Below are 23,173 nucleotides of genomic sequence, written 5' to 3'. Positions count from 1 at the left end.
CGGGGGCGCGGGGAGGATGGGAGGTTGGGGGAGATGGGGAGATGGGGAGATTTCGATTAAGGGTAATTATCCTGACATCATATCAGCTGAAGGCCGCGATTAGATTAGTATTCAGGGAAAAATCCTCAAAACGCTGATACCCGAAATTCTGATAGCTGACGACCGAAGCGAAAGCATTCAGCTATCAGCCGTGAGCCCAAGGCTCACGCTTCGCGAACAGCCGTCAGCGTTACGTCACAGGCATTAAGCCTATGCCACAAAGTACCGATCTAGTAGCGTGGCCATTCCCGTAGCGTGGCTCAAAGGCCAAGGCTGATACGCGACACGCTGATACGCGACACGCTGATAGCTGAATGCTTAGCTACAGTCAATTTTCTTACCCCTACTCCCTACTCCCTACTCCCTACTCCCTACTCCCTACTCCCTATTCCCTTAATAACGTCGAGTTTTCTGAACCCCATAAACTAGACCTGTACCAATCGATAACAAGATCAATAGCCACAGGATACCACCAGGAAGAAAGGTAAGAATACCAAAACCTCTGAGCAAGTAAACCATAACGGTGATAGCGAGAAGAGCGCCAAAAAAGTAGGCAATTATCAAAGTTTCAGATTGAGAAGAGGAACTCATATATAGTAAAGGGAACAGGGAACAGGGAACAGGGAACAGGGAGCAGGGAACAGGGAACAGTAATAAATATTTTGATGTTATCAGAAATCAGCAATATTGTTTATGAGCTATTTATAAGTGCTACTTTATAGCAGTCCTATCTGATTCGTGAAATAAATTTGCTGCTTTAAGGCAGGAGGCAGAAGGCAGAAGTCAGATCATAAGGGAAAAAGAGCTATTTTTTAACAAGTCCAGTGATTTTACAAATGATTTAAGATTGCTATAGGTGGGAACAGCTTTTGAATAAAAGAGGCAAGGATTGCTTTAATCTCTGTTACGTCTGCTGTCAGGAATTCATAAAGCTGACAGCTGACAGCTGACGGCTGACAGCTTACAAATGCTAGCTCAATAATCAGTTATCATTAAAATTTACAAACATGGAGTTTGCTAAAATTGCTGCTTGAGTGCGATCGCGTACATTCAACCGACTCAAAATATGAGTAACGTGGTTTTTCACGGTCTTTTCAGAAATATACAACGTCTGAGCAATCTCTCGGTTGCTAGCACCGGTAGCAATTAGTCGTAAAATTTCCTGCTCTCTGGGAGTTAGTTCATCCCAACCCGGAGGTGGACTCGGAGTTGGGTCTCGCATTTGAGCAGCGACTTTTCTGCCTATACCAGGGCCTAACTGAGTATAACCTTTTTGCACCGCTCGAATTGACTGGGCTAATTCTTCTGGAGGGGTATCCTTCAGCAAATATCCGGCTGCTCCGCACTGTATGGCTTGGGTAACGTACTGGTCATCATCAAAGGTAGTTAGTACTAATACCTTTGTATCTGGGAATTGCTGACAAATTTCCCGAGTGGCAGCGACGCCATCCATGACAGGCATCCGAATATCCATTAGTATAACATCTGGCTGTAAAGTTTTTACCAAACTAATTGCAGTTTGTCCATTCTCGGCTTCACCGACTACCTGTAAGTCTTCTTCTAACTTCAGCAAGGCTTTTAATCCACGCCGAATTAGACTCTGGTCATCTACGAGTAAAATACGAATCATCATTAATAAAGTTATCAGCTGTCAGCTGAAAATCAACCTCAAATGGGATAATTTAATAGTTCGAGATTAATGAAAATTGAAAGTCTGGGTAAAAGCTCATGTAAGCATAAACTGATAGCTGATAGCTGACCGCTGATTGCTGACCGCTGATTGCTGATAACTGATTGCTGATAACTGATTGCTGATTGCTGATTGCTGATTGCTGATTGCTGATTGCTGATTGCTGATTGCTGATTGCTGATTGCTATATAAATTAAACCTTTGGTAAGGGAAAATGAGCGATAATTTTGCAGCCAGCTCCTGGTGCTGTCTCAATTTTAAAGGTTCCTCCTAAGGCTTGGGTGCGTTCTCGCATTCCTTGTAAACCAAAACCGGTTGTGTTCTGGTTGAGGGAAAATCCAATGCCGTTGTCTTTAATAATTAATTGTAAATCTGTTGCTGTCTGAATTTGGATGTCTACTTCAGTAGGTTTAGCATATTTAAAGATATTTGTCAACCCTTCTTGGACAATACGGTAAACTGCGATTTTGATGTCGCCAGGGATTGAACGCTTTAGGTTAAGATGGTATGTGGGTGAGATGGCTGTGGACTTTTGGAAGTCGTCGATTAGGGATGCGATCGCATTTTCTAGAGATTGCTCTTGTAAAGGATTTAAACGCAAGGAAGCAACGGATTGACGTACATCCTTCAGAGCAGTTTTACCCAGTTGTTTCGCTTCTAATATAAATTCTTTGGCTTCAGCCGGGTCAGATTGTAATAGTCTTAAAGCTGCTTCCAAGTGTAAATTGAATACAGTTAAAGAATGTCCTAAGGAGTCATGAATTTCCCGAGCAATACGGTTACGTTCTTGCAGCGTAGCAATATCTTCAATCCGGAGGGCATATTGACGCAGTTGAGCATTAGCCTGTGCCAGGTCTTCCCGACTTTTTCGTTCTGATAGTACAGCATCCACTAATAGCTGCAAAACGATTAAAACCAATACAAATATCAAGACAGAACTCAATAAGATAAATAGTAATCGCTCCGGAATCAACCCTGTCGGTGGTGGTCTGAACACAGGAGGTGGTCTAAAGGGAGGACGATGCCTCAGAGCATGATGCTGAAATCGAACCATTTGCCTCATTAGGAATAATATCAGCGCAAATCCAGTCATCACTAAGCGACCTTGGAACTCAAAGATAAAACAGTTGCGAACAACTAATATAATTAACATCAGTTGCAACAGCCGAATGTGTCCCACTATGGACGCTAAGAGAATTACCCCAATTTCGGCGGCGGTGTAAAGTATCTTATAAATAGGCTGATTTGTTGGTAATCTCAATCCCATTAACCCAAATACTCCCAGGAAAACAAGATTGAGTAGTGGCGACCTAGGTAGCGGGGGAAAAGGAAGTTTTAGTAATTCCACCAAAGCGGTAATGATCAGCAGTATCCACTCCAGGTAGAGCAGAAATCGAATTGGGTGGTTAGTAATGTGAATAGGATGGCGCATTCACGATTCTTGTAAACAACCAATAACAAACAACCAACAACCTTAATCCATGTGTCGAAGGTAACGCAAGACCCATTGGTCATATCTAGCCCAGGACTAAAGTCCTAGAGGAATTCAGGTCTTTTGCCTCATGTGGTTTCACCCTCTCCGTTTTTAGGATAGAGACATCAAACAGAAATCAGATCACAAAATACATACTTATAAATAGCTAAAGAGTGAACATCATGAACATCAAACGCTTTTCTCTATTTGCAGGTATCGCAGCAATTACCCTCACTACTTTTCCCATGGCAGTTAACGCCGAAGGAATGCCTCCATTTTTATCCAAACTTAACCTTACTAACCAGCAAAAAGAGCAGTTTGAAAACATCCGTAACAATACTGAAGCTAAAATTGAGGATATTCTCACTCCCGAGCAACAACGGCGGTTCCAAACTATAAAAACACTGCGCCGTCAACTCCGAGAAGCAAGGGAGGGTATGAATCTCTCTCAAGAGCAGCGAGACCAAATGCGCGAGATTCACAAGTCAGCACGAGAAGATATGAGGGGTATTCTCACCGAGGAACAGCGCCAACAAATTCGTCAAGAAATGCGCTCACGTCGAGGTAAGCGCGGATTTGGAAGGTGATTTTTCTAGGAATAGATTATCTCTTGGAATACAAATTACCAACTCTCTCGATCTAACTTGTTACTTGTCAATTGTTAATCTAAAAACCATTAACAATTGACAAGTTTTCTTGTAAGCATTCAGCTATCAGCGGTCAAGCTGTCAGCACTGATCGTGATTTGGGGGACAGAGCATGTTCCGCAGTTCTAAGGCCAAAGGCCACGCTACGCGAACGGGAATCTCCTCAAAGTGCTCCAACAAAAAATCCATCAGAGCCAGATGACGCAAATCCGATGGTTGAGGCCGCAGATAATTACGACCCCGGCTAAACCAGCGCCCCACTGTCGCTACCGAACGGGAGCAAATCATGGCCATCATTGAGTGAGTCACGGGCCATTTGCTGTAGAATTCCTTTGGTGTCATCCCGAGTTGACAGGAGCTGTATTGTTTAATTAGCTCTTGCTTGGCCTGAGTTAAGGAAGCATCAGGTTTGTTCATGATGCCACCTCCAGCGCTAAAGAAAGCAAATGGTTTTCCCAGGCTATATCTGTTACTCCTTGGTGATGTTGAAAGCCATGGAGATAGGGAGCTAGCCAGCTAGGGTTGAGACTGGTAGTGAGTTGCTGAATTAGCACTGCAGCAATAGCATCAGCTTCAATAGGCTGGATCGGTAGCCTGGTATGGAAGCCAGTTTCACTGCAATGGCTGAGCTTCGCGAGTAATTCAGTGATGCCAAAATCCCTAAGAGCTTGCTGATATCCATCGACCTGGGCTTTGGCACAACTTGGGTTGTGTGTCTGTGGATCCTTCTTTGGATAATTTTTCATTATTCTCGAAGGAGAGAGTTTTAAAGGGAAAAGAATACCCCGTCCTCTTAGGTCGGGGATGAATTTTAAATAGTGTTAATATAAAAAATAAGGGTCTCAAAAAAAAACTGGGTATTGACCCTACCAGCTACCGACCGTGCGGGGGAAAGTTACGCCCAGGTCGATAACAGCCAATTAGGTTGTGCCTGGGAATCCCTATTCCTGCGACGGATGGGGAAGTTCAAATAAGTGGCCTTCTTGATTGCAAGAGCCAGTGGCAGACCTTGCCGGGCAAAGCTATGGGTCTGGCATCTCGCTCCCGGTTGGTTACGGCTCGTCTCGGTGGGCTTGCTGTATCAACCTATTTATGATATTATGGTAATTTTAGCCAAATATCAAGTATTTGCCTGAAATTTGCTATAGCGCTACCCATTTGGCTTATCGGTGCGCCAATGCAATAGTTTTTTGGAAACTTGGAACCGAGGCGCTGATCATGGCATTGACCATAGGTCAAGCTACGGGATGCTCCAAAAGAGCCGCTACGCGATTGGCCGTAGGCCACGCTAAAAGCGATGCTCCAAAAGAGCCGCTACGCGATCGCATTTACTGTAATTAGTCATTAATACGATTAGCCACAGATGTCGCCACCCATTTGACTTATCGGTGCGCCAATGCAATAGTTTTTTGGAACTGCTCAAAGGGTAGAGATTACCACTACTGTTATCCAGGTTAATCAGAAGGTAATTTGCAACAATCTCAAGGGGAGTGCAACGCTGTTGATTATCGTAAAACGAGGCTCTCAAAACACTTATGGTCATACAAAGGAAGTCAATAGACCATCTAGAGTAATGTATCCCCCGGATCATCCCCTACATTGTGCAGGGCAAATCATTCTAGAGTAAGAAGATGTAGATTGAAGCTGGGGAGGTTAAAAACTATATATTTGCTCAAACAGAGCATTTATAAAGTAAAAATTCAGGAAATAGGCGATCGCCACCAACCTATTTTAAGATTTATGAAGAAAAATGCTTTCCCCATGAAGCTGGGGAAGTATTGAGGATATGGAAGAATGTCTAGCTTGAACCAGATGTTGGTCTTGGGTGAGGATAGTGGTACTAATTTGACTAGTAAGTGAGTCAAGTATGTAGTGAACACTTATAAGCAATCAAGCCAAGTGAATCTGGGCTTCAAGTTTTACCTCGACACTGGGTTGTAGAGCTGAATTGAGAGATAAATCTAAGCTTAGTTATACCTTAGGAGATACTAATATAACATGGGATATCGATATATTGGTACAGATATTGACGGACCCAGGTTCAATCCAGAGCAACTGTATGTTCGGAATAGAAACCTGAACGACTTGATTGGTAATTTTTCATTTTCAGGGACTATCTATCCTGACTGCCTGACACATCTTAGAAAATGGCAGTCATCAAGGGGTGCAGTGCTTCGAGGGAATACGAGTAAACCAGATTCGGTCGTAGTAATGCTGCCAGACCCGGTTTACAACAAGCCCTATCCATCGCCCGAACTGGAGATGTACTGGTGGTGTGGCGTTTAGACCGGTTGGGACGCTCACTCAAAGATTTAATTGAGATGGTCGAAACCCTGTCTAACAGAGGCATCGAGCTACAAAGCCTCACAGAAGCCATTGCCACTGACCCCAGTAGTGGTAAACTGATTTTCCATGCTCATATTGAAAACGACTGCATTTAATTCTATGATGCCCTCAAGCCTGGAAGCAAGTTTTGACTACGCTTAGTTAATTACCAGAAAAGGATATTTTTTAACTTAATGTTGCAGATTCTTGACTCTACCCTAAGAGAAGGAGAACAAACTCCTGGTGTTTATTTTTCCCCTGAAACCAAGTTATTAATTGCTCAACTTTTAGATCGAATTGGTATTGATATTATTGAAGTAGGAAATCCTGCTGTTGATCCTGAAATTTGTGAAGCTGTAGCCTTGGTTTCTAATGCGGGATTGAATGCTAAGATTGGTGCTCACTCTCTTTGTCGCATCGATCATGTTCAAAAAGCATTAGATTGTAAAATCGATTTTTTGGGTATCTTCTTGAGTGTTGCCAATCACCGTTTAGAGCGTGACTACCAAATTACAATCGAAAATGCCATTGAGCAAGTGGTGGAAGTTATTGGCTATGCCAAAGCACAAAACCCAAACCTATTAATTCGCTATACACCAGAAGATACGACACGTACCTCAATCGAACAAGTTATTGAAGTAGCAAGCGCTGCGGTACAAGCAGGCGCAGATATTATTAGCATCGCAGACACAACAGGATATGCTACTCCATTTAAGAACGATCGCAGTTACTCGTATTTTGTCAAAACTTTGAAGGAAAAACTAGCTGGACAACAGCTATATCCTAAAATTGCTGTTCATTGTCACAATGATAGAGGTTTAGCACTGGCTAATGCTCTTGATGCTTACCAGGCTGGAGCAGACATTATCGATGTAACTGTGATGGGGTTAGGAGAACGTGCTGGTATTGTTGATTTAGCAACATTGTTGGTCAATTTGGGCGAGATGGTTGAATCAGAATTGCCTTGGGAGTTTAACTATCTTAAGGATCTATACCATATTGTGAGTGAATATTCCCATATTTCAATTCCGCCTATTTTACCCATTATGGGAAAAAATGCGTTCACTCACTATGCTGGGGTTCACGTCAAAGCAATTGCTAAAGATCCGATGCTTTACCAAAGTTTAGCTCTTGCTAGTTTGACAAACAAAAATAACTTAGCATTAGGAATGCAATCGGGCAGAGCTTCAGTTGAGTTAGCTCTGGAACAAATTGGTCAAGAGGGAGTGACCAATAATAGGGTTTTAATGAATTGCATTCTCAATGAGGTTAAAGTGCTGGCTAAACGAGGGACTGGTATTGATATTGACAACGAATTGCCCCACATAGTTAATCAATGTTTTGCTTTTGATAATTGTGAATAATATTCTCACTTTGAGTGAAGAATGCTTAGGTCTATAACACTTTACTAATAATGCCATTAAACCAAAAACAAACTAAGTCTATAGAGTCTATAGAGTTGAGCTCTGGGATTAGATACGGATTATCAGCGGTTGATGGCTGGCTGCCGCTTGTTGAACAGCCCTTGTTTATTTTAGTTGGGTTGACGGGAGTCGGTAAAAGTACACTTATCAATGCTTTATCCGATACAGAGCTAAACTTTACGCTGTTTCCTAATCGTCGTACTTTAACTGATAAATTTATTATTCCGACGGTGATGCAGATCGATGGAGCAGAAAAAGAAGATGATATTACCTGCCGTGTTACACGCTTCTCCTATACCCGTCGCTATAAGGAACTTTTTCCTGAGGGAATAGTCCATATTTTGAGCAAATTACAGATTAATCCGTCTCAACTTTGCTTTCCGCTACTTTTTGATGGTTTGCGAGGAAAGCAGGAGGTAAAATACGCAATCAAAATTATACCAAAAGCTAAGTTTTTAGTTTTGGAAGCTCCTAACTATGTCCGATTGGAACGCCTGTTAACTCGTAAGGATTTGTTTGATCGCATTGCGCAATCTAGCCCAATAAAATCTAATTACAATGAAAATAAAATCAGTAGTTTTGCTGAATTAGGGATACCAGAGTATAGCAATCTTTTTGCCCATGAACAAACACAAGAGATCCTAGCAAAAGTGAATAAAGGTTACTTTTCCATACATGAATTACGAGATTGCTTAAAGATTATTGTTGCAGAAAAATGCAACTATAATCCATACGAAACTAGATCCATTTTAGAAGATTTAGCCCCAAGTCGAACTCTGTTCATTAATACAACTGGCTATGCTCCTCACTTGATTGCACAAGAGGTTCAGTGTTTTATCTCGTCTGGTTGAGGGTATCATCAAGCTAGAGCATCGGTTAAGAAACCGGGTTGCTAGAGAATACTGAACCGGCGGGTCTTGGCGTCGGAGGAGAGCGAAAGTTCGTAGGAGAAGAAACTTGGTCAAACAATTTAAGGACTATTTCTCGAAGCAAGCAGATAATTATGCAAACTATAGACCTCATTATCCAGAAGCTTTATTCGAGTATTTAGCTACTCAAGTCACCGAATGTAAAGCTGCTTGGGATTGTGCAACTGGTAATGGTCAAGTAGCCTTGGGATTAACATCTCATTTTCAAAAAATTTATGCTACAGATGCTAGCGAAAAGCAAATTAGTTATGCATTTAATCATGATAAGATTAAATATTCTTTGGCAGTTGCAGAAAAAGTTGGGCTAGCGAATCAATCTATAGATTTAATAACTGTTGCCGAAGCAGTTCATTGGTTTAATCTGGAAGAATTTTATCAGGAAGTTCAGCGGATTTCTAAGCCTGGAGGAATTATTGCTATCTGGGGATACTGGTATTTTAATTTGCTCCGAGAAGAAGAACATTTGAAGCAAATGTTGAGAGATTTTTTTACTACTGTCTTTGACCAGTTTGGAGCTGAAGAAATAAAACTACTTATTCAAAAGTATCAAACCATTCCTTTCCCTTTTGCTGAGTTAAAAACACCTATTTTCACAATGGAATGCCAATGGAACATGGAAGAATTCCTTGGATATTTGAATAGTGTGTCTGCTGTTCAAAAAATGATTTATGTTCAATCCCACGAACCAATGTTAGAATTCTCCAAGCGTCTAGTCAAGGCTTGGGGCGATCCCGAGAGGAAAATTTTATTTCAATGGCCATTACACATGAGAGTTGGTCGGATAAATTAAAATTTCTGTCGGTGCCCGATAAATATTAGAGCAGGGCTGTTTCATTCTAAATTGCAATATTTTATGCATTGACGAGGATACGTCTTTTCAGCCTTCGAGCATTCAGGTATGTGATGGCTGAAAGCCTTTAAACTCGTTACCTAGATCCAGAATGAAATAACCCTGGATGCCACCCTATGGAACAGGACTATTCCTCTGTGCACGTAGCTCTGCAATGGTTGCTCATCTTCTGGAGCAAAAAGATAAACCTCCTTTTGGTGCCACGAGTAAAGAGCTTCGTAAATGGTATAGTCAATGGTATGGTCCAATGGCTGTTGGTGTAGACTGAGCCTAAATTATTTGTGCAACTCTTCTGGAGGATAAGCGCTAAAATTACTGGATAAGTAGGTGGGCATAAATAAACGTTAAAACTCCGAATTCCAGAATGAAGCTGGAAAACTGTAGTCAAGATGTTTTAAACATTGTGACTATCAATCGCTATTTGACGGATAATTAAACCCACCTACTTAGTAAAGAATTGAATAAGCTTTTGTTGTACAACTCATTTAGGATTGATCTAGTAAGTACCAAAGAGCCAAAATAACTATTTGTGAGAGCATATGAAAAGTCAAGAAGCCAGTGAAACAGCTATCTCTAAACAATGGTGGGTCTTATTGGCTGTGAGTTTAGGAACGTTTCTGTTCTCCCTAGATGTTCATATTGTCAATTTGGCTTTGCCAACACTGGTAGAAGATTTGCATAGCGACTTTGCCACTGTTGAATGGGTTCCTATGAGTTATTTTCTGGTGCTGGCGATCCTGGTGCTTTGTGTGGCTCGCTTGGGGGATATGTGGAGCAAGAAATGGCTCTATATGATCGGACTCGCAGCATTTACCATAAGTTCATTGATCTGTGGAATCGCCACTACAATTAACTTATTGATTGCAGCACGTATATTTCAGGGAATCGGGGCTGTGTTTATTGCAGTCCTAGCGCCCGTGATCGCGACTGAAGTGTTCCCTGATGCCAAGCGAGGACTAGCCCTGGGGATTATTACTAGCACGGGTTGGGTGGGCGTATCATTGGGACCGACGGCAGGAGGAGTGCTGATAGAGCACTTGGGTTGGCGTTCAGTTTTCTTGGTTAATGTGCCAATTTGTTCCATCGGCATAGTGTTAGCGATGCTGGCAGTTCCCAGGGGCAGTAGCAATAGGTCAGATGCGGATTTTGATTTTTGGGGAGCATTGATTTTAGCGATAACGTTAACTTGTTTATTCCTGGGAATAACACGCATACAAGGAGAGGATTTAGATGGCAAAATAACCTGGGTTTTATTTGTGATCGCGGTAATGGGTTGCGTTAGTTTTTTGTGGTCTCAGAAGCAATCAGATCGACCATTGCTGAACCTGAGTTTATTTCGATCGCGGGAATTAAGTTTCCGTCTACTGCTAAGTTTAATTTACTATGCTTTTGCCACTGCTGTCATGTTCATTTTGCCCTTTTTTATAAAACTCGTTAAGCATTATTCCGAACAACAAGTAGGATTATTGATAGCGGTGCTGCCTATATTAGCAATCTGTGTAGGTACTGTAGCTGGATACCTGGCCGATCGTTTTGGCGAAAGAAGCATTAGTACGATCGGAATGACATTATTACTGATCGGCTGCTTGACAATCAGCACCTTTAGCCAAGAGTTGACGGTTAAGGGCTATTTATTGCGCATGCTCCCCTTTGGAATCGGTTGCGGTTTTTTCCAACCTTCTAACCAAAGTGCGATTATGGGCAGCATACCTCCACAATATCTCAGTGTTGCCTCTGGACTCTGGTTCTTTTCACAAGCCTTAGGTCAGGTTATGGGTATAACGCTGATTGGAATTCTGTTTTCCCGCTTATCTGCTAGCCAACTCCCAGTAGACACCCAATTTTCAGTGACAACAGCGCCAGTTGAGGCTTTAGTGTTTGGAGAACAAGTAAGTTTTCGCATTGTCTCTGCAATTCTTGTGATTGGGCTAGTTATATGTGGATTCCTATGGCAGCGGCAAAATCAAAGGCTAAGAATAAATCGGACTTAATTAGTTTTAATATCATGTCCGGTTGAATACTTACACTAGGCGGAAATCGAAGGCAGAAGTAAAAGAGTAAGGTGTAATCCCAGAAGGTTTTTTATCACTAATTATCCGGACATGATATTATTATTTTATCAAAAAACTATCTCCCCTATGGATTTATCGGTGCGCCAATGCAATAGTTTTTTGGAAACCCAGAACTAGGCGCTTTGACTGATAATGGGATTGACTATAGGTCACCCTACGCGAACGCATTTACTGTAGCTAATAATTAACTTTGATGTGGCCACCCACAGTCATTATTGATGCGTCAATGCAATAGTTTTTTGGAAAGCCGCAACGGAGGCGCTTTGCCTCGAATGCGATTGATCATAGGTCACGCTACGGGATGCTCCAAAAGAGCCGCTACGCGATTGGCCGTAGGCCACGCTAAAAGCGAACGCACTATACAGAATTTTTTCCCTGCTCCCTGCTCCCTGCTCCCTGCACCTAGACCTAGTAATTAATACCTAAAATCCTATTCCTTGCATCTTCTCCAAAATTCTGTTATATTAACAGTATCGTTAACGCAATGGTTAACCACCCATGATGATTTCTACCGCACAAGCCGCCGATTTACTAGGTGTTTCCGCCACTCGCGTCCGTTACCTTCTGAGCAAAGGCAGAGTGAAAGGAGCCTATAAAGTGGGTAGAACTTGGGTGATTCCTCTGTTTGATGGCATGCCAGTAGTTACTCCTGGCACTCGCGGTCCAAAGCGGAACTGGTCAAAGCGCAGAGAGTACACTAAGGCTGTGATTCATGTTAATCAAAGGGTAATTCGGAAAAATCTCACGACGGGAGAGCGCAACCCTGTGATTACCGTCAAACGAGGCTCTCAAAACACTTATGGTCATACCGTGGAAGTCAATGGGCCCTGTCGAGTGATGTATCGCCCCGATGATCCCCTCAAATGTGGAGCAAGGGTGTGGATTGAGACTATCTCTGATTTTAAAGTTATTTGATTTGGTAACAGCTTACCTGACTAGACATCTACCTGATTAGACTAGGAAACGCTATACTCCAGAGAAACATCCTCACTGGTATGGAAAATACCAATTAAAGGATTAGGGAAGTCGAAAGGGTATGGGTGATCGGATGAAACGCTTTTATTTATATTCAAGTTTGTTGATTGCTAGCTTCTTCCTACTATTGCTTGGGGAGGAGGGATTAGCACTTATTGTCAAAACCAATCGTCGATTGTCAGGTTTTTCCGTAGATAGCCGCAACTATATTTATCTGGAAAGTGCTAGAAACCATGTCACAAAGGTTCCTACTGCCAAAATCCAAATTATCGATGTAGCCACTAACGCTTGTGTCAAGAAGGGTTGTCTAGAAACTAACTATAACTACTCGGATTCCAATCTCACTCCTAAAGACGCTGAAGATAGCTTACTAAGGAAAACCCAAAGAATAAGACGGAGCTTAGGACTCAATCAACTAAAAGTAGGACTAAAACTGCCAATTATTGAGCGTTCCATTGAACCTAATGGCACTGAGACGGTTAAGGTCTTGGTGGATAAAGAAAAAGACCCACTAGAGATTCGTTTAGAACAAATTTATATTCCCTCGGTTTTATCTGGAGGAATGTCTGATATAGACCGGGCTTCAATGCAGCTAGTCATGAATTACAATTATCGCCAACTGACCCTAGGTAAACTGAACAATTACCGTGAAGCTATCAGGAAATATTCCATCAGAGAAGTTCGTTTATCCCCCAATAGACAGAACATAGTTGTACTGATCAATCTCCACCAAGCCACCTATAACGCTGACTTTCAGACAACCTTTGTTCAGAGTTTTCCCATCTAAACTACGTAGCATTCAGCCGTCAGCTGTCAGCCGTGAGCTTTTAGCTCACGCTTCGCGAACAGCTCAAAATAAACCTTCCGTAGCGTGGGCAAACATGATAATTTAAAGGTGGGCTTGACCCATTAAGAATTAAATTCGCCACGGGTCGCACCTAATAGTTCGAGATTAATCAGAATTTAAAGTCTGGGGAAAAGCCCTTGGCCACGCTACTTGAGATGCTTTGTGGCACAGGCTTTGGCCTTGGCCTTTCGGCCACGCTACGCGAATGGCCACGCTGTGCGAACGACGCTGAGACTTTCCCCATAAGCTGTTCGCGTAGCGTGCGCGTAGCGCATAAGCTGATAGCTGATAGCTGATAGCTGAAGGCTTGCCTTTTGCCTTCTAACAGCTCAGCGGTGAAGCGTACCATCAGGCATAATTGCCCCACTGATAAAGGTATTGCTCAAGTCAACATCACTCAGGTCTACCCCAGCTAGTTTAGCATCCTTAAGTTGTGCCCCATGGAGATTAGCACCACTTAGAGTGGCCTTGGTTAAGTCAGCACCAATTAAATTTGCCCCTAACAGGTCAGCACCTGTCAAATTAGCCCCTGCTAAGTTTGCCTGACTCAGGTTTGCCCCCCAAAGGTCAGCTTGACTGAGATTAGCCCCACTTAGGTCAGCTTGACTAAGGTCAACTCCTCCTAAGTTGACTCCACTCAAATCTTTCCCTGACAGGGAAGCAACAGGCACAATGCAATATGCTCCCAACTTACTAGGGTCAAACCCTTCCGGAAATTGAGTAGTTTGGTTATAGAGCGATCGCTCAAATTTAGCATCTTCGAGATTAGCACAGCGCAGATCTGCACCAAGCAAATTTACCTTACTCAAGTTAGCTCCCCCGAGATCAGTCCCACTTAACTCTTGATCTGAAAATGATACACCGGGGGCAATTAAGTAGGCTCCGTGTTGGCTGGGGTCAAACCCTTCCGGAAATCGAGTGGCTTCATCGTAGAGCGCTCCGAGCAAATTGACTCCTTCGAGATTAACCGAGAAAAGATCTGCCCCGAACAGGCTGACTTTGCTCAAATCTGCCCTACTCAAGTCAGCTCCTCTGAGGTCAGCCCTCTGAAGATTTAGCCCAAACAGAGACACATCCGGAGCAATGAGATATGCGCCATGGGCTGTGGGGTCAAAATCTTCAGGAAATTGAGTCTGTTGGTTATAAATTGCTCCTTTGAGGTTAACCCCTTCGAGATTAGTGGCCGACAGATCTACTCCAAACAAGTTAACTCTCCTTAAATCTGCTCCCCTGAAATCCGCGCCACTAATTAGGCTCAACCATAAGTCCGCTCCCCGCAAATCCGCTTCCTGTAGATCGGCTTCTCGTAGATCCGCTTCCCAGAATTGAACTCCTCTTAAATTGGCTTTCCTTAAATTAGCTCTAAGCAAAGATATACCAAAAAAGTGACCCTGACTCAGGTCAACTTGGGATAAGTCTGCTTCGCTTAAGTCCACGCCACTGAGGTTTGACTGACTCAGGTTAGCCATTGGTAGAGATACACCAGGAGCAATTAAATGTGCTCCTGCCTTCACTGGGTCAAAATCTTCAGGAAACTGAGTGGTTTCGTCGTAGAGTATACCGCTCAGGGTTGCATTTAGAAGCTTAGCACCCTTCAGGTTTGCCCCCATCAGATTGGAGCGGCTCAAATTAGCTCCTGTTAGGTCAACATCCTGTAAGTCAGCCCCAATCAAGCAAGCACGGGTTAGATTAGCTTGTTTGAGATCAGCGCCTTTGAGGTTAGTTTTCCACAGGTCAGCTCTAGTCAAATTCGCACCGCTTAAATTGGTATCACTGAGATCTACCCCACTCAATTTAGCTTCTGTTAGTAAAGCCTCGGGGGCAATTAAATAAGCTCCTGCCTTGGTAGGGTCGAAATTTGGCGGAAACTGAGTGGAAAAATTGTATAGTGTAGTATGGAGGTTAGTTAAGTGTAGAATAGCTTCGCTCAAGTCTGCCTGACCCAGATTAGCACCACATAGAACAGCTTGACTTAAGTCGGCTTCCCTCAAATTAGCTCCCCAGAGATCAGCGCTACTGAGATTAGTGCCAGTAAGAATTGCTTGACTCAGGTCGGCTCGCCATAAAACTACCCGTTCCAGATTTACCTGGCTGAGGTTGACTTGACTTAAGTCAGCTCCACTAAAATCTCTTTCCCCAAGAGAATATTGTGACTGAATGTCCTCAGTATTCATATTGTTTACGATAGTTTAAATTTAAAAATATTCCAAATTAATTATTAGATAATACCTCCTGTTCCCAATTCCAAATTACATAGCCTTTATCGATATGAGTAATTACTATTTTATCCAGCTGATCAGCTACCTTAGACAAGATAGCGATCAGTTGTTCTTGGGTTTTTTCTAATCGTAAAAAACTGTAGTATTGACCATCAACGTTAATGGCTAATAAGCGTCTGCTTAAATGAGGTACGTTAATCCAGCAGATTTGGTAATCCTGACGGGATTTAATAATATGACTGGAGGATAATTCCAAATCCTGAAGGAGAGCAAGAGCAGGAACAGGGGAAGCTCCGAGTTGAACTGAATTATTGTTTTGGGATTCAGGGTAAAACTTGAGTTGGTTGGCATTTACAGCCATCCCTCTAGTTTGAGCTACTCTATTCCGTTTAAACTGAATAACTTTATTGGTTGCAACAACACCATAGGGTTGTTCAACAGCAAACGATTGAGTGTTAGGAGGAGTTAGTGCTCGACCTCTGACCCAATCATCGGTCTGGGTAAGAGCTATTGCTGAAACATCTGGTTGGTATTCTGGAACATCTGGTTCATCCTCTGGTTCGGATTCGGCTTGGTTGAGGGATTGGATCTGCTGGAGGAGTTGTCTGTTGTTTTCTCTGACTGATGCTTGGTATTTTTGCCATTGCCTTCCCACTTCAACAGTGCCAAGACCAGCTAACACACTCACTAGGATGGCAACGCCAAGATAAGGAATTGCTAAATCCTTATGGTCTTCATGGAAGATAGGTTTAAGTTCGACGTTGAAAAACGGTTTAACTTCAACAACGATTGGTTTTGATTTGTTGAAAACAAACGGTAAGGTCAAACTAGAAAATATCGTGCTGGAGATAACTACAGCTGGTAGTAAGAGATTAATTAAGGGGTAATTGGTCATCTTTAACCGCTGCAAGCAAGAAATTGGGTAAAGCGATGCAGAGGTGCGACCCGTGGCGAATTTAATTACGGGTCAAGGGCACCTAAGCGGTCTTGGGAGAAACCCCTACTCGCGCTTTGCATCAATAAGTGATCTGTTAAATTGCGGTAGTCTTGCTGCTTACTGAAGAGGGCGGCTTTGTTGCTAGCAAATCGCCTCAAAGCAGGTGATTTAATCGGGATATAATAATAAAATGCATATTATATCATTTAATCCCAATTAAATTATGTAGGGTCTGACCCCCAATTTATTTTAGCAGCGGTCTCGTATAATATGTCAATTTAATTGACAATTTAATATATCTTAATATATGAAGCACCACCACCTGCCTAAGGGCGAGGTGGTGGTATCCAAGTAGGACACTCTTCTCGATAGAGACAGCTACCCGTATACTCGGAAACCGCGCTTCTCGGTGAACAGCAGGGACTTTTGCCATACTGAACCTCGTTCTCATTTCCGGCTAGAGCCTATAGAAACAAATTCTGTATTTGGTTATGTATCGTTATTTGGCGCAAGCTCCCTACTTTTCTAATCGGGCGACACCAAGACTTAAGAGTTACGAACTTGGCTACATCGGTCTTATATCTACCCTTAATTCCCAGCTTTCTTGGTCTGGAGGGTAATAGTGCCAAAGTAGTTAAGCAAATTATACCACAAATGCCAACCCACTTCCCTTGCGCCCTAACCACCACTTGCTATCGCGAAGATGGTGGAATGCGGGCTGATTGTCCGTTCAATTCCAGAGCAAGAGTAGTCAGCTTACGCCCTACGCACATGCTGCTCTTGCCAGCACTGACCAGGGCATTGCTGACTATCGTTTGGGATACCAAGTAGAGTTGGGTCAGTTACCAATTACCCATGACCCATGACCAATTACCGATTACCCTGAATCATTCCACAATTGGGCAACGCTTCATTTCGCTCTAATTCTTTGCAAAACAGTAATGCCTAACAGCAAAATGATACCCCCTGTCGTGGCATAGATCACCCTAGGAGTCATATCTTGTAGTTTCATCGCTAGCCAGTTAGACACTAAGGTAATGCCCCAAAGGATAAGGGCAACATAGCGCTGGGAAAAACCAAAGGCTAACAAGCGGTGATGTAGGTGGTCTTTACCTGGGGTAGTTAGAGGGTTTTTACCATTGATCAACCGTCGCACAAATACCTGAGTAGTATCTAGAACTGGCAATAGCAAAAACACTACTGGAGGGACTAGGGCAAATACCGTAGTCACTTTTAAAGACCCTAAAATGCTGCTGGCAGCTAGTACATACCCGAAAAAGTACGCACCTGCATCTCCCATAATAATGTGGGAAGGATGGAAGTTATGGCGCAAAAAGCCAAGAGCTGACCCCCCTAGGGCTGCCAGAAGCAATGTTGCTGCGGCACGACTGGGAAACTGAGCTGAAACCGCTAACAGGCTCATAGCAGTAATAAAGCTGACCCCTGCTGCTAAACCATCCATCCCATCCATAAGGTTAATGGCATTAGTAATACCCACAACCCATAGAACCGTAAGTAACATGGAGAGTTGGACATCAATCGGAGTCCCGAAGGTGGCTTTAATCCCTGCACCACTAGCCACTAACAACAGGGCAGCAATAATTTGAACCGACAAGCGTACATAGGCAGGCAAACCAAATTGATCATCAATAAAACCTACCAGTACCAGAACCGAGCCCCCCAGGAGAATAGTCAGCACTTGAGCTAACACCCCTTCGATGACAATCGGTCTAAGGAGAGTAGCTAGTACCAGTGCAGCTACGACTCCGGTATAGATAGCTAAGCCTCCTGCATTGGGTAAGGGTTCTTGGTTAAGCCGCCGAGCATTGGGTTGGTCAGCCCAACCAACCTCCAAGGCAAATGAGCGTAAAGTTGGCATCAAGCATCTAGTCACTGCCCATGCCAATCCGAAAGTTAATATGACTGCCAGCCAGCCACTTCCCCTAGGGTTGGCAATTCCGAGGGACTGTAGGAAGCTGTACACATCTATCTCCCAAGTCACGTTCAGACTGCAAAATTGTAATCGCTATGGATAATATTAAGCTCATCTTGTAAATAAGGTACATGGGCAGAAGCACATCAGCAGGAAAAAGCGATTAGCATTTAGGGGTTTGGATTTTCCTCCTGAACTAACTCAATGTACTGACTATCGATCAGAAATGCTCCTCTAGAAAAGCGAACACCCCAGTATCCTCCTGGACGTCGGTCGAGGATTACTCCCTCTTCCCCAACTTTAATCACATCAGGAGGTCGTAACATGGGCATTGGTTCAGCAGTTTTGACGTAGCGTGGTAATGTAATTACTCTTACGCGATCGCCAACGTTAAAGTCTTGAGACATTGGTCAGTCAAAAAAGGTTATGGGGTTGAAGGTTGTTCGCGAAGCGTGGCCTATTGGCCAAGGTTATGGGGTTAAAGGTTGAAGGTTGAAGGTTGAAGGTTGAAGGTTGAAGGTTATGGGGTTGAAGGTTGAAGGTTATGGGGTTGTTCGCCTTTGGCGTTCGGTGTAGGGTAGGTTCTTTGGTTGAATGTTGTTCTTGCCCAGGCGTCCCTTGTAGTATAGGTTGGAGGTTGTCTGGATTAACCTTCAAGCTGTTAACCTTCAAGCTGTTAACCTTAAACCTGTCAACCTTCAACCAGCCAACCTTCAACCTTCAACCAGCCAACCTTCAACCTTCAACCAGCCAACCTGTTAACCTTGGCCAAAAGGCCACGCGATCGCGTTCAACCTGTTAAGCCTAGGGTGCTTGCCAAATACGCTGGTGGTATTTTTCCAAATCTTGATAGGGGTCTGGAGTATTGTGATTATGCTGGTGAGAGTGGTGGTGGTGGTGATGCCCGTGGTGATGGTGGTGGGAGTGTCCGTTGTCAGCACCATTACCAATCGCTGCTAGGCGGAACTTACACATCTCACAATTCATCTGCACTTGCCCCAACTGAGCCTCGATTTCTCGGTCCCTGAGCACAGATAGCAGCTGAGGCTGAATTCCCATTTCTGGTAAACAGGTCAAGGGAATCTCTGGATAAAGTTTCTGCTGCTGAGCTGTGATATCAAAAATCTTTTTTACTAAAGCCCCGGTAAATAGGAAGTAAGGAAGTACTATAATATGCTTAGGTTGGTAGAGTCGGGCGCGACGGAAGCCTTCTTCTAACCGAGGATGGGTAATGCCAATAAAGCAGGTTTCCACAGTTTTATAGCCACTGCCTTCCCAGAGCATGCGAGCCATTTTGTAAACATCACCATTAGCATCAGGGTCACTGGAGCCACGACCAACAAATAGAAGTACTGTGTCCTTTTTTAAGGCTAGAGGTTGTTGTGTTGAAGGTTCTAGATGGGAACGTTCACCGTTCAACTGGCTAACGGGTAACTCTGGTTGGGGTTGGTCAAGTTTGGCAAGCCGTTGCCGCCATAAATCCAGAATTCCCGTAGTAATTCCAAAATGACGCCCGTAGTGAAATTTGACTTGGGGATATTTTGCCCTTGCCCGGTCTAACTCGTTAGTAACATCAAATTTATTGTGGCGAGCTGCAAACAGTAAAATCGGTAATACAGTCAATTCTGTATAACCCTGCTGGACACAACTCTCTACTCCTTGTTGAATAGTTGGACCAGTCAGTTCCAAAAAACAAGGCACTACTGGCCGAGAACGGTTCAAGGTTTGATAGGTGTGGGCAAAATCAAGGAAAGTCTGACGCCCATCGGGGTCTCTAGTGCCGTGACCAACCATTAATAAAGGGCGTTTTAGCGGTAGGGGAGATAGGGACAATGACTCATCTGTGACATCGATCTTCATACTTCATCCTTGATCATTCATAGCTCATACTTCTACGTCATACTTACATAATTAATTTTATAAAGGGCATTTTAGTGGTAGGCAGGTTAAGGACAATGACTCAGAGGTAACATCGATCTTGTTCCTCTGTGTAATGGCTTAATCTCTTGATTACCGACCCTTTACCTTATTGCCTTAAGGTAGGGAAAGTATCCACCAGAGTTGCCCCTATGCACCAATTTTCGAGAGCAATTCTACAGAGAAAGCAGCAAGAGCCAAAGGTTAAACGCCGATTGCATTTCTACGCTAGGGGTGAGCATATCCCTCTAGTAGCACAGGGTGTTTGGGAGGTAGACGAAGGCCGAGTCCAGCTGAGTACCCTTTCCCCAGAAGGGGAGGAGATATGGTTGGGTTGGGCAGAGTCTTCTGCATTCTTTGGCAATTGGTTTTCTGTGCTGTCAAGTTATCAGGCAATCGCCCTAACTGATGTCCGTCTCAAATGGTATTCTTTAGCCGAAATCAACAATTCTCCCTATATAGCCCAAACTATTTTACCCCAACTAGTGCGTCGGATGCGACAGACAGAGATCCTGTTAGCAATCTCGGGTCAGCGCCGGGTTGAGGTACGCTTACAACATTTACTATTGCTGTTAAAACGGGAAGTTGGTGAGCCAGTAGCAGAGGGTATTCGGATTGGAATGCGTCTTACTCATCAGGATTTAGCTAATGGGATTGGAACGACGCGGGTTACAGTTACCCGACTGCTCAGCAAGTTCAAGAATGAGGGAGCCATTACTATTGATAGCGATCGCCACATTATCCTAAAGCACGACAGCTTTACAAATGTAGCAGATTGGTGATATTATGCTCAGATTAACAGATATCTTGGGCTGAAACTAGAAAAGCGCGGCATAAAGTAAGTTAGCTATTCGGCTGATGTGGCGTTGCAGCCCCGATTAAGTCCTCAAACCTACTCCCTAGGGGAGAGCTTCAATGTGCGCTAGTTCAGCCCATCTATCTGGAATCCTGATCACTTGTGTTCTTCAGGAGTAAGAGGCCTGTCTCTCGAAGCGATTTCAATTCCACCAGCAAACGGTCAACTACCAGCACGATTGGTCGTAGCTTTACACGGTTGGGGTGCTAATGCTCAAGCTGTGGCATCTCTAGTGCCATTGTTAAACTTGCCCAACACCCAATTTTTAATTCCCGATGCTCCTTTTAGTCACCCTCAGGTAACTGGTGGCAGAATGTGGTACGACTTGTCAAGAGACGACTATCGGAGATTAGAAGAAAGCGAAGAGCGCTTGAACTACTGGCTCCATTCTCTCCAAGGTTTTACAGGTATTCCCCTGTCCTCGACAATTTTGTGTGGCTTTTCTCAAGGTGGGGCAATGGCTCTAGATGTAGGGTTAACCTTACCCCTGGCAGGTTTAGCCTTATTGAGTGGCTATATGCATCGAACCCCTCAAAAGGTTGATTCATCCTTGCCGTCCATTCTAATTGTTCATGGTAGACAAGATACGGTTGTTCCTTTAACTGCTGCTAACCGGTTACGAGATTATTTGCTCAACTTGGGAGCAGCAGTGCAGTACAGAGAATTAGATATGGGTCATGAGATTTCATCAGAGCTTTTAGAATTGCTCCGGGAATTTATTATATTCAATAGATAGTGAACAGAGATGCTCAATATCCTAACTTCTGTGGAATCCCTTTAAAATAGAAAAAACATTATAAAAAACATTATAAAACATTAATTGGGCAAAACACCTCAAATAACTATGACTGTAGTTAATATACCTGTTGAAACAAGTCCCATAGTGTTGAAAATTCCGACTGTGTTAAGTTCCCTTGTAGTTGGTCAAACCATTGCTGTTTAATGTTCCCCATTCCCAGTTCGTAAGCATTCAGCCGTGAGCCTTGGCCTATGGCCACGCTACGCGAATGGCTCACGCTAGTTGAGGTGCTGTCAGCCGTCAGCTTAAAATAAAATTCAAAGTCTGGGGATTTACCCTTGGCCTTGGCCTTTGGCTGATAGCACCTCAACTAGCACCTCAAGTAGTCCATAGGCTGATACTTGAGGTGCTGATAGCTGATAACTTACCCCTGTTCCCTGGTTTGATCAGTAATTCAGAGGCACAATAGTGGTGCTCAAACCATAACTACTGAGTAATTTCAGCACCCGATCAATATTTTCGAGGGTTGTGAACAATCCGGCTTGCATCACAGTTCTTCCTTCAAAGGAGGTCAGGAAAGAATCGGGAATTAGCGATCGCATTAAATCTTGTTGCTGCTCACTCTCAGCATTTACCAAAATCCGGTAACCCTGACTGGGTAGAGCTGAAGTAGGATTATTCTCTTGAGGTCCCCTTTGTTCCGAGTTTGATTGGGTACTTGTAGAAAACACTGGAATTGAGCTACCTGAATTGGAGCTAGCACTAGTATCTTGATTACTAGTATTTTGATTAACCGGTGTACTGATCTGACTAGACATTGACATCATAACGTTAACCTCCTCAGTCGAGGCTGCTGCCGGTGTTGGTTTTGACCTGTCACTTGACGCATCAATCACTTCCTGTGACGGTGAAGCTGTAGTAAAACTGCTAGAATCCTCTCCTGGTTTAGGTGAAGATGTTGGTTCCTCAAAAGATGACTGCTCCTGATTTTGAATAACTTTCAGAGTTAGGGGTGTCAGGGGTTGAGAATGTGAACGTTGAGTCCTAGCATCAGAAGGCTGTTGGGTTTGAGAGGTTTCCTGACTCTGAGTTTGGGACCTTGCTGCTGGTCTAGAAGATTCAGTACTTGCAGAATTATTTAGTGCTGCGTCTTTGCTGATGTTATCAGTCGAGGTAGATGCCTGAGACTCCAAACTCGATGGAACGGGAAATGAAGCTGCTGAGACCTGAGCAGATGTCGGTTCCTTTGTAGGTTCCTTCTCGGCAGGTGGTTGGGATGGGACGACTTGGCTGGGGGTGG

Annotated in this window: 27 protein-coding genes and 1 pseudogene; 14 read left to right on the top strand and 14 right to left on the bottom strand. The window is 43.6% G+C overall.

What is annotated here, in order from left to right; all coding sequences use genetic code 11:
- Positions 1-432: 432 nt before the first annotated feature.
- The 3 genes from LYNGBM3L_RS50345 to LYNGBM3L_RS11845 all read right to left on the bottom strand — a co-directional run bounded on the left by LYNGBM3L_RS50345 (position 433) and on the right by LYNGBM3L_RS11845 (position 3,161).
- Complete coding sequence (locus LYNGBM3L_RS50345) at positions 433-630, bottom strand: hypothetical protein (protein ID WP_044492812.1); 198 nt, start codon at positions 628-630, stop codon at positions 433-435.
- Positions 631-1,021: 391 nt separating this feature from the next.
- Positions 1,022-1,669, bottom strand: coding sequence for a response regulator (locus LYNGBM3L_RS11850; protein WP_044492827.1), 648 nt, complete (start codon positions 1,667-1,669; stop codon positions 1,022-1,024).
- Positions 1,670-1,922: 253 nt separating this feature from the next.
- The gene (locus LYNGBM3L_RS11845) at positions 1,923-3,161 is read right to left on the bottom strand and encodes a sensor histidine kinase (RefSeq protein WP_008182981.1); all 1,239 of its coding nucleotides are present in this window, start codon (positions 3,159-3,161) and stop codon (positions 1,923-1,925) included.
- A 224-nt stretch (positions 3,162-3,385) separates the two neighbouring features.
- On the opposite strand from LYNGBM3L_RS11845, the gene LYNGBM3L_RS11840 reads away from it, so the two are divergent.
- A complete protein-coding gene (locus LYNGBM3L_RS11840) occupies positions 3,386-3,790 on the top strand; it encodes a Spy/CpxP family protein refolding chaperone (protein ID WP_008182978.1) in 405 nt (134 codons plus the stop codon).
- 141 nt (positions 3,791-3,931) lie between these two features.
- On the opposite strand, the gene LYNGBM3L_RS11835 is transcribed toward LYNGBM3L_RS11840, so the two are convergent.
- Both LYNGBM3L_RS11835 and LYNGBM3L_RS34855 read right to left on the bottom strand, forming a co-directional pair.
- Positions 3,932-4,267: a hypothetical protein gene (locus LYNGBM3L_RS11835; protein ID WP_008182976.1), complete on the bottom strand. Its 336-nt coding sequence runs from the start codon at positions 4,265-4,267 to the stop codon at positions 3,932-3,934.
- The gene (locus LYNGBM3L_RS34855; RefSeq protein WP_008182974.1) at positions 4,264-4,596 is read right to left on the bottom strand and encodes a hypothetical protein; all 333 of its coding nucleotides are present in this window, start codon (positions 4,594-4,596) and stop codon (positions 4,264-4,266) included. Before LYNGBM3L_RS34855 ends, LYNGBM3L_RS11835 begins: the two co-directional genes overlap by 4 nt.
- Positions 4,597-4,824: 228 nt before the next feature.
- Between LYNGBM3L_RS34855 and LYNGBM3L_RS43325 the strand changes: the two genes are divergently transcribed.
- Complete coding sequence (locus LYNGBM3L_RS43325) at positions 4,825-4,986, top strand: hypothetical protein (protein WP_154659758.1); 162 nt, start codon at positions 4,825-4,827, stop codon at positions 4,984-4,986.
- Between the two features lie 152 nt (positions 4,987-5,138).
- On the opposite strand, the gene LYNGBM3L_RS45020 is transcribed toward LYNGBM3L_RS43325, so the two are convergent.
- Positions 5,139-5,393, bottom strand: a complete 255-nt coding sequence (locus tag LYNGBM3L_RS45020; RefSeq protein ID WP_161603152.1) for a hypothetical protein — start codon at positions 5,391-5,393, stop codon at positions 5,139-5,141.
- A gap of 455 nt (positions 5,394-5,848) precedes the next feature.
- On the opposite strand from LYNGBM3L_RS45020, the gene LYNGBM3L_RS40455 reads away from it, so the two are divergent.
- The 8 genes and pseudogenes from LYNGBM3L_RS40455 (at position 5,849) to LYNGBM3L_RS11795 (ending at position 13,212) form a co-directional block, all read left to right on the top strand.
- The gene (locus LYNGBM3L_RS40455) at positions 5,849-6,136 is read left to right on the top strand and encodes a hypothetical protein (protein ID WP_131826834.1); all 288 of its coding nucleotides are present in this window, start codon (positions 5,849-5,851) and stop codon (positions 6,134-6,136) included.
- A pseudogene (locus tag LYNGBM3L_RS11825) lies at positions 6,061-6,264 on the top strand (recombinase family protein); the annotation flags it as partial. The gene LYNGBM3L_RS40455 and the pseudogene LYNGBM3L_RS11825, both read left to right, overlap by 76 nt.
- A 105-nt stretch (positions 6,265-6,369) precedes the next feature.
- A complete protein-coding gene (locus LYNGBM3L_RS11820) occupies positions 6,370-7,539 on the top strand; it encodes a LeuA family protein (RefSeq protein ID WP_008182969.1) in 1,170 nt (389 codons plus the stop codon).
- Positions 7,540-7,589: 50 nt separating this feature from the next.
- Entirely contained in the window at positions 7,590-8,450 is an 861-nt protein-coding gene (locus LYNGBM3L_RS33890; protein WP_008182967.1) for an AAA family ATPase, read from the top strand.
- Positions 8,451-8,556: 106 nt separating this feature from the next.
- The gene (locus LYNGBM3L_RS11810) at positions 8,557-9,318 is read left to right on the top strand and encodes a class I SAM-dependent methyltransferase (RefSeq protein WP_008182965.1); all 762 of its coding nucleotides are present in this window, start codon (positions 8,557-8,559) and stop codon (positions 9,316-9,318) included.
- Positions 9,319-9,917: 599 nt separating this feature from the next.
- Positions 9,918-11,369 carry an MFS transporter gene (locus LYNGBM3L_RS11805; protein ID WP_008182961.1) on the top strand — a complete coding sequence of 484 codons (1,452 nt, stop codon included), beginning with the start codon at positions 9,918-9,920 and terminating at the stop codon, positions 11,367-11,369.
- A gap of 579 nt (positions 11,370-11,948) precedes the next feature.
- The gene (locus LYNGBM3L_RS11800; protein ID WP_008182959.1) at positions 11,949-12,365 is read left to right on the top strand and encodes a helix-turn-helix domain-containing protein; all 417 of its coding nucleotides are present in this window, start codon (positions 11,949-11,951) and stop codon (positions 12,363-12,365) included.
- A gap of 133 nt (positions 12,366-12,498) precedes the next feature.
- Positions 12,499-13,212: a DUF2259 domain-containing protein gene (locus LYNGBM3L_RS11795; protein ID WP_044492821.1), complete on the top strand. Its 714-nt coding sequence runs from the start codon at positions 12,499-12,501 to the stop codon at positions 13,210-13,212.
- Positions 13,213-13,601: 389 nt separating this feature from the next.
- On the opposite strand, the gene LYNGBM3L_RS11790 is transcribed toward LYNGBM3L_RS11795, so the two are convergent.
- Positions 13,602-15,446: a pentapeptide repeat-containing protein gene (locus LYNGBM3L_RS11790; RefSeq protein ID WP_008182955.1), complete on the bottom strand. Its 1,845-nt coding sequence runs from the start codon at positions 15,444-15,446 to the stop codon at positions 13,602-13,604.
- A 37-nt stretch (positions 15,447-15,483) separates the two neighbouring features.
- Positions 15,484-16,386, bottom strand: coding sequence for a hypothetical protein (locus tag LYNGBM3L_RS38250; RefSeq protein ID WP_008182953.1), 903 nt, complete (start codon positions 16,384-16,386; stop codon positions 15,484-15,486).
- 603 nt (positions 16,387-16,989) lie between these two features.
- Between LYNGBM3L_RS38250 and LYNGBM3L_RS40450 the strand changes: the two genes are divergently transcribed.
- Positions 16,990-17,259, top strand: a complete 270-nt coding sequence (locus tag LYNGBM3L_RS40450; protein WP_131826833.1) for a hypothetical protein — start codon at positions 16,990-16,992, stop codon at positions 17,257-17,259.
- A gap of 79 nt (positions 17,260-17,338) precedes the next feature.
- Here the strand turns inward: LYNGBM3L_RS40450 and LYNGBM3L_RS11780 are convergent, their stop codons facing one another.
- From LYNGBM3L_RS11780 to LYNGBM3L_RS45660, 3 genes are all read right to left on the bottom strand, one after another.
- Complete coding sequence (locus tag LYNGBM3L_RS11780) at positions 17,339-18,418, bottom strand: MraY family glycosyltransferase (RefSeq protein WP_044492818.1); 1,080 nt, start codon at positions 18,416-18,418, stop codon at positions 17,339-17,341.
- A gap of 113 nt (positions 18,419-18,531) precedes the next feature.
- On the bottom strand, positions 18,532-18,768 hold the full coding sequence (gene sipA / locus LYNGBM3L_RS11775) for a regulatory protein SipA (RefSeq protein WP_008182949.1): 237 nt from the start codon (positions 18,766-18,768) through the stop codon (positions 18,532-18,534).
- Positions 18,769-18,775: 7 nt separating this feature from the next.
- On the bottom strand, positions 18,776-19,018 hold the full coding sequence (locus LYNGBM3L_RS45660) for a hypothetical protein (RefSeq protein WP_131826832.1): 243 nt from the start codon (positions 19,016-19,018) through the stop codon (positions 18,776-18,778).
- Here LYNGBM3L_RS45660 and LYNGBM3L_RS43320 point away from each other — a divergent pair.
- Positions 18,999-19,163: a hypothetical protein gene (locus LYNGBM3L_RS43320; protein ID WP_154659757.1), complete on the top strand. Its 165-nt coding sequence runs from the start codon at positions 18,999-19,001 to the stop codon at positions 19,161-19,163. The genes LYNGBM3L_RS45660 and LYNGBM3L_RS43320 overlap by 20 nt on opposite strands.
- A gap of 2 nt (positions 19,164-19,165) precedes the next feature.
- Here LYNGBM3L_RS43320 and LYNGBM3L_RS11770 read toward each other — a convergent pair whose 3' ends face one another.
- Positions 19,166-20,221 carry a sirohydrochlorin chelatase gene (locus LYNGBM3L_RS11770; RefSeq protein ID WP_008182946.1) on the bottom strand — a complete coding sequence of 352 codons (1,056 nt, stop codon included), beginning with the start codon at positions 20,219-20,221 and terminating at the stop codon, positions 19,166-19,168.
- Positions 20,222-20,430: 209 nt separating this feature from the next.
- On the opposite strand from LYNGBM3L_RS11770, the gene LYNGBM3L_RS11765 reads away from it, so the two are divergent.
- Positions 20,431-21,060: a Crp/Fnr family transcriptional regulator gene (locus LYNGBM3L_RS11765; protein WP_008182944.1), complete on the top strand. Its 630-nt coding sequence runs from the start codon at positions 20,431-20,433 to the stop codon at positions 21,058-21,060.
- Positions 21,061-21,312: 252 nt separating this feature from the next.
- Positions 21,313-21,870 (top strand): alpha/beta hydrolase, encoded by a 558-nt coding sequence (locus LYNGBM3L_RS11760; RefSeq protein WP_008182942.1) that lies wholly within the window; start codon positions 21,313-21,315, stop codon positions 21,868-21,870.
- A 118-nt stretch (positions 21,871-21,988) separates the two neighbouring features.
- Here the strand turns inward: LYNGBM3L_RS11760 and LYNGBM3L_RS40440 are convergent, their stop codons facing one another.
- The gene (locus LYNGBM3L_RS40440) at positions 21,989-22,243 is read right to left on the bottom strand and encodes a hypothetical protein (protein ID WP_008182940.1); all 255 of its coding nucleotides are present in this window, start codon (positions 22,241-22,243) and stop codon (positions 21,989-21,991) included.
- Between the two features lie 76 nt (positions 22,244-22,319).
- The coding region (locus LYNGBM3L_RS11755) for a hypothetical protein (RefSeq protein WP_044492810.1) at positions 22,320-23,173 on the bottom strand (854 nt) is incomplete at its 5' end.

Source organism: Moorena producens 3L (genome assembly GCF_000211815.1).
GTDB classification, from domain to species: domain Bacteria; phylum Cyanobacteriota; class Cyanobacteriia; order Cyanobacteriales; family Coleofasciculaceae; genus Moorena; species Moorena producens.
The sequence above is the reverse complement of the archived record's forward strand: the minus strand, read 5'-3'. Positions and strand labels throughout refer to the sequence as shown.

Bases quoted from the DNA above. Each gene is read 5' to 3' on its own strand.
- LYNGBM3L_RS11845 (WP_008182981.1), bottom strand. From the start codon at position 3,161: ATGCGCCATCCTATTCACATTACTAACCACCCAATTCGATTTCTGCTC.
- LYNGBM3L_RS11840 (WP_008182978.1), top strand. From the start codon at position 3,386: ATGAACATCAAACGCTTTTCTCTATTTGCAGGTATCGCAGCAATTACC.
- LYNGBM3L_RS11805 (WP_008182961.1), top strand. From the start codon at position 9,918: ATGAAAAGTCAAGAAGCCAGTGAAACAGCTATCTCTAAACAATGGTGG.
- sipA (WP_008182949.1), bottom strand. From the start codon at position 18,768: ATGTCTCAAGACTTTAACGTTGGCGATCGCGTAAGAGTAATTACATTA.
- LYNGBM3L_RS33890 (WP_008182967.1), top strand. From the start codon at position 7,590: ATGCCATTAAACCAAAAACAAACTAAGTCTATAGAGTCTATAGAGTTG.
- LYNGBM3L_RS11835 (WP_008182976.1), bottom strand. From the start codon at position 4,267: ATGAACAAACCTGATGCTTCCTTAACTCAGGCCAAGCAAGAGCTAATT.
- LYNGBM3L_RS11770 (WP_008182946.1), bottom strand. From the start codon at position 20,221: ATGAAGATCGATGTCACAGATGAGTCATTGTCCCTATCTCCCCTACCG.
- LYNGBM3L_RS11795 (WP_044492821.1), top strand. From the start codon at position 12,499: ATGAAACGCTTTTATTTATATTCAAGTTTGTTGATTGCTAGCTTCTTC.
- LYNGBM3L_RS34855 (WP_008182974.1), bottom strand. From the start codon at position 4,596: ATGAAAAATTATCCAAAGAAGGATCCACAGACACACAACCCAAGTTGT.
- LYNGBM3L_RS40455 (WP_131826834.1), top strand. From the start codon at position 5,849: ATGGGATATCGATATATTGGTACAGATATTGACGGACCCAGGTTCAAT.
- LYNGBM3L_RS11765 (WP_008182944.1), top strand. From the start codon at position 20,431: ATGCACCAATTTTCGAGAGCAATTCTACAGAGAAAGCAGCAAGAGCCA.
- LYNGBM3L_RS11850 (WP_044492827.1), bottom strand. From the start codon at position 1,669: ATGATTCGTATTTTACTCGTAGATGACCAGAGTCTAATTCGGCGTGGA.
- LYNGBM3L_RS50345 (WP_044492812.1), bottom strand. From the start codon at position 630: ATGAGTTCCTCTTCTCAATCTGAAACTTTGATAATTGCCTACTTTTTT.
- LYNGBM3L_RS11800 (WP_008182959.1), top strand. From the start codon at position 11,949: ATGATGATTTCTACCGCACAAGCCGCCGATTTACTAGGTGTTTCCGCC.
- LYNGBM3L_RS45020 (WP_161603152.1), bottom strand. From the start codon at position 5,393: ATGACCATAAGTGTTTTGAGAGCCTCGTTTTACGATAATCAACAGCGT.
- LYNGBM3L_RS38250 (WP_008182953.1), bottom strand. From the start codon at position 16,386: ATGACCAATTACCCCTTAATTAATCTCTTACTACCAGCTGTAGTTATC.
- LYNGBM3L_RS11790 (WP_008182955.1), bottom strand. From the start codon at position 15,446: ATGAATACTGAGGACATTCAGTCACAATATTCTCTTGGGGAAAGAGAT.
- LYNGBM3L_RS11820 (WP_008182969.1), top strand. From the start codon at position 6,370: ATGTTGCAGATTCTTGACTCTACCCTAAGAGAAGGAGAACAAACTCCT.